The sequence below is a fragment of the Actinoallomurus sp. NPDC050550 genome (assembly GCF_040655075.1).
GTDB lineage: Bacteria > Actinomycetota > Actinomycetes > Streptosporangiales > Streptosporangiaceae > Actinoallomurus.
Genome location: NZ_JBFAJC010000027.1, coordinates 125,343 through 132,923 on the forward strand (window position 1 = coordinate 125,343; position 7,581 = coordinate 132,923).

A 7,581-nucleotide genomic window follows, 5' to 3' on the forward strand; every position below is an offset into this window, starting at 1 on the left:
TAGGGCGCACATTAAATATCCTCTTCCGGAATGGATTCCATGCGGTGCCCGTGACGCTCCGAGTCGCTGACCCGGTAATGGCGATCCTGGACCGTTCCCCGGGTCCTCAGCCGGAATGGGCCGCACGGCGCGGCCGTATTCGGGTACGGACGGAGCGGCCTTTCATTCACGGTCTGAGGGCCGCGCCGTCGTCAGGTGCGCGGTGGAAGCGGTCGGGGTCGAAGCGTCCGAGCGGGACGCCACGTTGGACGAAGGGCAACCTTTGGCGACTCGGTGGCAACGATCGGAGGTCGCGGTCGGTCCGGGCTCGGTGCTTGGATCGGTCGCCATGGTGTGGGATGGGGCCATGGACGCGGCGAGCAGGTTCACGGCCCGTACCGCGTATGTGATGGCCGTCGCCTCTGCTCTGGTGTTCTCAGGCTTCGACGTGCTGCTGTACGCGCTCGGCCAGCGGACCGACGGGTTTCTGGGCCCGGCGGCGGGGCTGGGCCTCAGCCTCATCGCCGACCTCAGCCTCCTCTGGCTGATCCGGGCTCCGCGCGCCGTGGCCTCGATCGCCCTGGCGGTGTCCGCCGCGCGAGCGGTCGGGGAGCTCGTCGCTCCCGGAACTCTGACGCCGGCCCATCCGCTGGCGAGGATCGTCGTCCCGACCTGCGCGATCGTGATCATCTGGGTGATCATGACGGTGCGGCCGGTCCGTGAGGCGTTGTCGTTCACGGCCGCGTTCGCCCTGCTCGGCGCCCAACCGTGGCAGCCGAACGGACTGGCCACCCCGACGGGGATCGCGGCCACGCTGATCCCCGCGGCGCTGGCCTACTCCGCCCGGGCACGGGTGCAGCTGATGGCCTCGCTGCGCACGAGCTTGGCGGCGGCCGAGCGTGAGCAGCACCTGCTCGCCGAGCAGGCCGTGGCCGCCGAACGCCGGCGGCTCGCCACGGAGATGCACGACGTCGTGACGCATCATGTGACCGAGATGGTCCTGCACGCGGGAGCGCTGAAACTGACCGGCGAGAGCACTCACATACGGACGTCCGCCGAGCAGATCCGGGCTGCGGGCGAGAAGGCGCTCGGTGAGCTACGCGAGCTGATCGGGGTGCTGCACGGCGACGGACGGCACAGCCCCGGGCCCGCACCGCGGCCGTCCGGCACGTCGGACCCGGCGGAGGAGATCGGCGATCTGGTCCGGGCCGCGGGTGAATCCGGTGGCACGGTGACGCTCGAGCTCCGCGGCGTGCGGCGGCCGATGACGACGGCGATCGCGCGCACCGCCGTACGCGTGGTCCAGGAGTCCCTCTCGAACGCCCGCAAACATGCTCCCGGCTCCTCCGTGCATGTGGGGATCGACTATGGCGGACAGGCCACGATCGTTTCCATCCGCGATTCCGGTGGCGATGACCGGCACCGGAATCCGTCGCTGGCCGGCAGCGGATCCGGACTGGGGCTGGTCGGCCTGCGACGCCGTGTCGAGCTCATCGGGGGAGAGTTCTCCGCCGGGGAGCTGCCATCGGGAGGCTGGCAGGTGACGGCCTCGCTGCCGGACATCGAGGTCGGCGCCCCGGCGCGGCCGGGGGGTGACACGTGATCGAGGTGCTCATCGTCGATGACGACCCGATCGTGCGCCGGCACCTGACGACCATCCTGGAGACCGACCCGGAGATCACGGTGGTGGGCACCGCCGAGGACGGCGCGGAGGCCGTCGAGAACGCGTTGAGGCTGTCCCCGGACGTCGTCCTGATGGACATCCGGATGCCGGCGGTCGACGGCATCACGGCCACCGAACAGATCGTCCGCCAACCGGACCCGCCCGCGGTGATCGCGCTCACCACCTTCGACTCGGACGCCAACGTCGTACGGGCACTGCAGGTCGGCGCCCAGGGGTTTCTCGTCAAGTCGACGCCGCCCGAGGACCTGCTCCGCCTCGTCCGCGTCGCGGCCGACGGGAACGCCGTGCTGTCGCCCGCGGCGATGCGGCGGCTCATCGCACGGACCGAGACGGCCGCCGCCTCCCGGCAGGAGGCGATCTCACGAATCGCCGGTCTCACCGAGCGCGAGCGTGACATCGTGCGCTGCCTCGGGCTCGGGCTGAGCAACGGTGAGATCGCGGCTCGGCTCTTCCTCTCCGAGGCCACCGTGAAGAGCTACATCTCCCGGCTGCTCGGCAAGCTGCAGCTCCCCAACCGCGCCAAGGCCGGGCTGCTCGCCCAGCAGGCCGGACTGGTTTCCCCGGACGGCGAGTAGCCGGATCCGCAACTCCTGGTCCGCGATGGCAACCTTCGGGCGTACTCTCGCGCGCCCTCCCCTCTCTAGCGTCCCGGTCAGAGCGAATCGACGTACCACCGGGAGGGACGATGACCATGAAGGGCACACGCGTCGTCGAGGACGAGACGGCGGGGGCCGGGTGATGGGCTCGTCCCGGAGAGGACCGTCATCCACGGCCGGCGGCCGGACGGCGGTGGCCGAGCGGTCGCGCGGCGGCCGCCCGCCCCGCGGCCGGCGAGCGGCGCTGAGCCTCGTGGTCATCACCCCGCTCGTCGCCGAGTTCACCCTGGGCACCACACCGATCACCATGGCGTGGCTGATCCTCTTGTACGTCCCGATCTACGGCTTCGGCGTGCTGACGATCCGGGAACTGATCCGCAGAACCGGCGGCGGCTCAGGCTCCATGCTTCTCATGGGGATCGTCTACGGGCTGATCGAAGAGGGCGTCGCGCTGCAGGCCCTGACCAGCCCGCACCTGTACCACGTCGCACGGTGGGCTCCGCGCCCGTTCGGGATCAACACCGCGTACGCCGAGCTCAACCTGGCGTATCACGCGGTGTTCAGCGTCACGATCCCGATCGTCCTGGTCGATCTCATCTTTCCCGACCTCGCGCACCGGCCGTTCCTGCGCCGCCGTGGTTTGATCGGCGCCGGGGCCGTGGCGCTCCTGGGCGTACTGATGCTCCGGGCATCGGTGCCGCCGAAGGAGGATCCCGGCTACAACGTGCCGACCGCGGCTCTCCTGGTCATCCTCGCGCTCATCGCCGTACTGTCGGTGGCGGCGCTGTGGCTGCTCCCCAGGTCCAGGCGCTCGCCTCGTTCCCGGGCCGGATCACCGGTGCCGTCGCCCGTCGTGGTCGCGACGGTCTGCGGCGTCGCCACGCTGCTCTACCTCGGGTTGCTGTTCCCCTTCGGCGGCGCCCGCCGACCCGCCTTCACGCACGGCGACTGGACTCTGGTGCCGATGGTCCTGGCCGCCGTCGTGGCCGTCGCGGCGTGGTCCGTCATCCGGCGATGGGGCACCGCGGCCGCATGGTCGCGACGCCACCTGCTCGCCGCGGTGATCGGCGCGCTGGTCGCCCACACGCTCTTCGGTCTCGGCGCCAATACGCACACCGTCGCCAACGGGGTCGGCCTGGCCGCCGCCGGCGTCATCATGTGCGCACTCCTCGCGCTGCTGGACCGGCGCACACGAGACGTGCCCGGAAGCGGACTCCGGGAGCCGTCGTAGGCCTGACGTGGAAGTCCCTCTGGGCGAGGCGGGCGGCCGTGACCTCGATTCGACGGCGCCGCCTCGGCCCGCGGTCAGCCGCGTGGGGTGAGGACGACCGGGAGGCCGTTCTTCGGCTGGTAGGTCATCGCGTAGCGGCCGGTGACCTGGGCGCCCGGTACGGCCCGCACCTCGTACGCTTGGGCGATCGTCGCGATGAGGAGCTGGGCGATGGTGAGCGACATCGGCTCCCCGATGCACATGCGCTGGCCCTTGCCGAACGGGTAGTACGCGTCGCGGGCGCGTGCGTCGTAGCGTTCCGGGGTGAAGCGGTCGGGGTCGAAGGTCTCCGGGTCGTCCCAGTGGCGCGGGTCGTGGTGGGTGGCGTACGGGCTGATGATGATGTTCGCGCCGCCGGGGATCGCGTACGGGCCCACGACGTCGTCCTCGACGGAGCCGCGGAAGTACATGGGGAACGCCGGGTAGAGCCGGAACGTCTCGCTGACGACCCGCCGGGCGTACGTGAGCTCGGCCAGGTCGTCGTAGCCGGGTCGCCTGCCGCCGAGGACGCGGTCGACCTCCTCGCGGAGCCGGGCGGCGGCCTCCGGATGCTGCGTCAGCAGGTGCCAGGCCCACGCGACGCCGGTCGCGGTCGACTCGTACCCGGCGATGAAGATGGTGAAGACCTCGTCGCGGAGCTGGCGGTCGCTCATCCGCTCGCCGGTCTCGGCGTCCTTGGCCTGGATCAGCGCGCTCAGGAGGTCCTCTCCGGCGTCGCCGTCGGCCAGGGCGGCTCGCCGGGCGGCGATGAGGGCGTAGATCTCCTGGTCGAGCGCCGCGATCGCGCGCCCGTACGCCGCCGCGCCGGGGGTCGGCAGCCAGGACGGCACGAAGAACGTCCACACCCGCCGGGTCATGCCGGCGAACACCTGGTCCGTCAGGTCGTGCAGGCGGGTGGAGCGTTCCTCGTCGATGTCGGCGCCGAAGAGCGTCTTCAGGATGATCGTGATGTTGATCTGGACGGACTCGCGGAGGATGTCGACGGGCGTGCCGTTCGCGACCGCCGGGGCCCAGCTCGACATGGCGGCGTCCGTCGCCTCGCCGACGGTCTCGGCCATCCGCTGGATCCGCCGGGTGTGGAAGGCGGGCTGCATGAGCCGCCGCTGCCGCCGCCAGAAGTCGCCGTCGCTGGTGAACAGGCCGTTGCCGAGGGCGAGGCGGATGCCGTCCATGATGCTGCCCTTGATGTAGTTGGCAGCGTTGCCGACCAGGATGTGACGCACGTAGTCCGGGTGGCTGACGAGGTAGGCGCGGACCGGTCCGGCGCCGAGCCGTACGAGACCGTCGCCCTGTTGCGCGGCCTTCATGCAGTAACCGAAGGGGTCCTTCGCCAGCGCGACGAGGGAGACACCGCGGACTCCGGGGACGGGTACGGTCGCGTCGATCTGGGGGGCTGTGCCCATCGCGGCGTTCTCCAAAATCCGGCCGGGGGAGTGCCGGTGACCCGTGTGTGGTCCGGATCGGGCCAGGGGGAGGCCGAAAAACCGGAACAGTCGTCCAAACGGGGATTTTGGATCATCCGAGGGCTGAATGGCTAGCCGTAAGCCCGTTTTGGGTTCGCGGCGTTCCCGGCGGGTGCCGCCGCTGATCCGGCCCCGCGGCTGCCGGCCGTCGAGATGCGCGTTACCGGTCGGCGGGGACCGCGGCGGGGTAGTTGATGCCGTCCTCCGCGAGCCGCAACAGCTCCGACAGCACGTCGGAGAACCGCTCGGCGCTCACCGTGCCGGAGCTGAGCAGCTCGAACGCCGTGTGGAACACGGAGTTGACCGCGCTCGCGACCACATGCGGGCGCAGGTCGGTGTCGGGGTCGACGCCCATGCGCCCGGCGACGAGGCGGGTCATCTCCGCGTGCTTCTTCTGGCCGTGCTCCAGGCTGCTGCCGAACACGGCGGGGCTGGACTCCATCAGCTGCCGGATGCAGCCGAACCGCTCGGGGTCGAACCCGAACGCGCCGTCCTCGCAGGCGCGGATGACGTCGACCGCGGCGTGGCGGATCGCGGTGATCACCGGCTCGTCGGCGGGCCGGGCGGTGAACGCCTCCTGCACCGCGGCGAACTGCTCCTCCTGGAACGTGAGGAGGACGTCCTCCTTGGAAGCGAAGTAACGGAAGAAGGTCCGGGAGGACACGTCGACCGCGTCGGCGATCTCCTCGACGGTCGTGGCCTCGAAACCCTTTTCCGAGAAGAGCTGAAACGCGCTGTCCACGAGGGCCTCGCGGGTGCGCTGCTTCTTGCGCTCACGCCGGCCGGCCGTCGGTGTGCAGCCCTGAACAGCAGTGGTCGCCTCCATGCCCGGATGGTAGCCGACGTTGGACGCTTCGGCCAATAGTTCCTTCATCTTGTGACAGTCGTCATACGGAGACGTTCGTCGCTTGACGACAAGTGTCACAGCATGACAGTTTGGGCTCCACGCGAATCTCTCGGAGGCAAGTTCATGTCCCAAGCGACACTCGCGTCCCGTCCGGGGGCGCGCGAAAGGCCGGCCCGTCCCGGGCACGGCCATCCCTGGCTGACGCTGCTCGCGGTCGCGCTCGGCGTCATGATGGTCGGACTCGACGCGACGGTCGTGTCGATCGCCAACCCGGCCATCGCCAAAGACCTGCACGCCGACCTGACCGGTCTGCAGTGGGTCACCAACGGCTACCTGCTCGCGCTCGCCGTGACCCTGATCCCGGCCGGCAAGATCGCCGACCGGTTCGGCCGCAAGCGCACCTTCCTCGTCGGCGTGATCGGCTTCGCGGTCGCGTCCGTGCTGGTCGGCGTGTCCGGCGGCATCGGCATGGTGATCTTCTGGCGTGTCGTCCAGGGCTTCGCCGGCGCGCTGCTGCAGCCCGCCAGCCTGGCGATCCTCCGCAACACCTTCCCGGCCGAACGGCTCAACGCCGCGATCGGAATCTGGGGCGCCACCGTCGGCATCTCCATCGCCGGTGGCCCGATCGTCGGCGGCCTGCTCGTTCAGCACGTCAACTGGGAGTCGGTCTTCTTCCTCAACGCGCCGCTCGGCCTGGTGGCGCTGCTGGTCGGCCTGTGGGTGATCCGCGAGTCCCGCGACGAGGAGGCCGCCGGCTCGTTCGACATCGTGGGGGTCATCCTGCTGTCGGGCGCGCTGTTCGCTCTGGTGTGGGGCCTGATCAAGGCCGGGACGTACGGCTTCGGCGACCAGGTGCCGCTCTTGTCGTTCGCCGCGTTCGCGGTTCTGATCGCCGGCTTCGTGATCTGGGAACTGCGGACCCCGCACCCGATCCTGCCGATGAGCCTGTTCCGATCGGCTTCGCTGTCGGCCGCGACCGGCCTCATCGTCCTCGGCGCCTTCGCCCTCTTCGGGACCATCTTCTTCATCACGCTGTACCTGCAGCAGGTGCACGGCATGACCCCGGTGCAGGCGGGCGTCCGGATGCTGCCGATGACCGGGATCTTCATCGTGTCCTCGCCGCTGGGAGGCGCGCTGACCCAGCGGTTCGGGCCGCGCGTACCGCTCGGTCTCGGCATGATCTTCACCGCCGGTGCGCTGTTCGGGCTGTCCCGGATCGGGGTCGACGCCTCGTACAACCAGATCTGGCCGTGGTTCCTGCTCATGGGCCTGGCGTTCGGGTTCATCCTCACCGCCGGCACCGAGGCGATCGTCGCCAACGCCCCCGTGCACCTCGCCGGGGTCGCGGGCGGCCTGCAGCAGACCGCGTTCCAGGTCGGCGGCGTGCTCGGCACGTCGGTGCTCGGCACGATCCTGTCCAGCCGCGTCGGGAGCGTCCTCATCGACCGGCTGACCGGAGCGGGACTGCCCGCGCCGGCGGCCCACCAGCTCACCACGGCCAAGGACTACATCGCCCAGGGCGTCGCGCCGGTCCCGGCGGGTGCGCCCGGACCGGTCGCCAAGGCCATCACCACCGGTAGCCACCTCGCCTTCATGGACGGTTTCCAGACCTCCATGACGGTCGCCGCGGGCGTCGCGCTCGTGGCCGCGCTCGCCGCCCTCCTCGTACGACGCGGCGAGTCGCCGGTCGAAGGCGGCGTCGCGATCTGAGTGTCACCCGGGTACGGGCGGCCGCCGCCGCC

General features: G+C 70.5%; 6 protein-coding genes. 4 read left to right on the forward strand and 2 right to left on the reverse strand.

Annotation, left to right across the window (positions count from 1 at the left end; genetic code table 11):
* The first annotated feature begins 346 nt into the window (after nt 1-346).
* The 3 genes from AB0I04_RS32150 (at nt 347) to AB0I04_RS32160 (ending at nt 3,490) form a co-directional block, all read left to right on the forward strand.
* Nucleotides 347-1,582, forward strand: a complete 1,236-nt coding sequence (locus AB0I04_RS32150; RefSeq protein WP_360892861.1) for a histidine kinase — start codon at nt 347-349, stop codon at nt 1,580-1,582.
* Nucleotides 1,579-2,238 (forward strand): response regulator transcription factor, encoded by a 660-nt coding sequence (locus tag AB0I04_RS32155; protein ID WP_360892863.1) that lies wholly within the window; start codon nt 1,579-1,581, stop codon nt 2,236-2,238. Before AB0I04_RS32150 ends, AB0I04_RS32155 begins: the two co-directional genes overlap by 4 nt.
* Nucleotides 2,239-2,452: 214 nt before the next feature.
* Entirely contained in the window at nt 2,453-3,490 is a 1,038-nt protein-coding gene (locus AB0I04_RS32160) for a hypothetical protein (protein WP_360892866.1), read from the forward strand.
* A gap of 74 nt (nt 3,491-3,564) precedes the next feature.
* Here the strand turns inward: AB0I04_RS32160 and AB0I04_RS32165 are convergent, their stop codons facing one another.
* Together AB0I04_RS32165 and AB0I04_RS32170 are read right to left on the reverse strand one after the other, a co-directional pair.
* Entirely contained in the window at nt 3,565-4,932 is a 1,368-nt protein-coding gene (locus tag AB0I04_RS32165; RefSeq protein ID WP_360892869.1) for a cytochrome P450, read from the reverse strand.
* Between the two features lie 220 nt (nt 4,933-5,152).
* Complete coding sequence (locus AB0I04_RS32170) at nt 5,153-5,866, reverse strand: TetR family transcriptional regulator (RefSeq protein ID WP_360892872.1); 714 nt, start codon at nt 5,864-5,866, stop codon at nt 5,153-5,155.
* Between the two features lie 96 nt (nt 5,867-5,962).
* Between AB0I04_RS32170 and AB0I04_RS32175 the strand changes: the two genes are divergently transcribed.
* Nucleotides 5,963-7,549: an MFS transporter gene (locus AB0I04_RS32175; protein ID WP_360892875.1), complete on the forward strand. Its 1,587-nt coding sequence runs from the start codon at nt 5,963-5,965 to the stop codon at nt 7,547-7,549.
* Nucleotides 7,550-7,581: the final 32 nt, after the last annotated feature.

Coding starts and splice junctions, on each gene's coding strand:
- AB0I04_RS32150 (WP_360892861.1), top strand. CDS start 347: ATGGACGCGGCGAGCAGGTTCACGGCCCGTACCGCGTATGTGATGGCC.
- AB0I04_RS32165 (WP_360892869.1), bottom strand. CDS start 4,932: ATGGGCACAGCCCCCCAGATCGACGCGACCGTACCCGTCCCCGGAGTC.
- AB0I04_RS32170 (WP_360892872.1), bottom strand. CDS start 5,866: ATGAAGGAACTATTGGCCGAAGCGTCCAACGTCGGCTACCATCCGGGC.
- AB0I04_RS32175 (WP_360892875.1), top strand. CDS start 5,963: ATGTCCCAAGCGACACTCGCGTCCCGTCCGGGGGCGCGCGAAAGGCCG.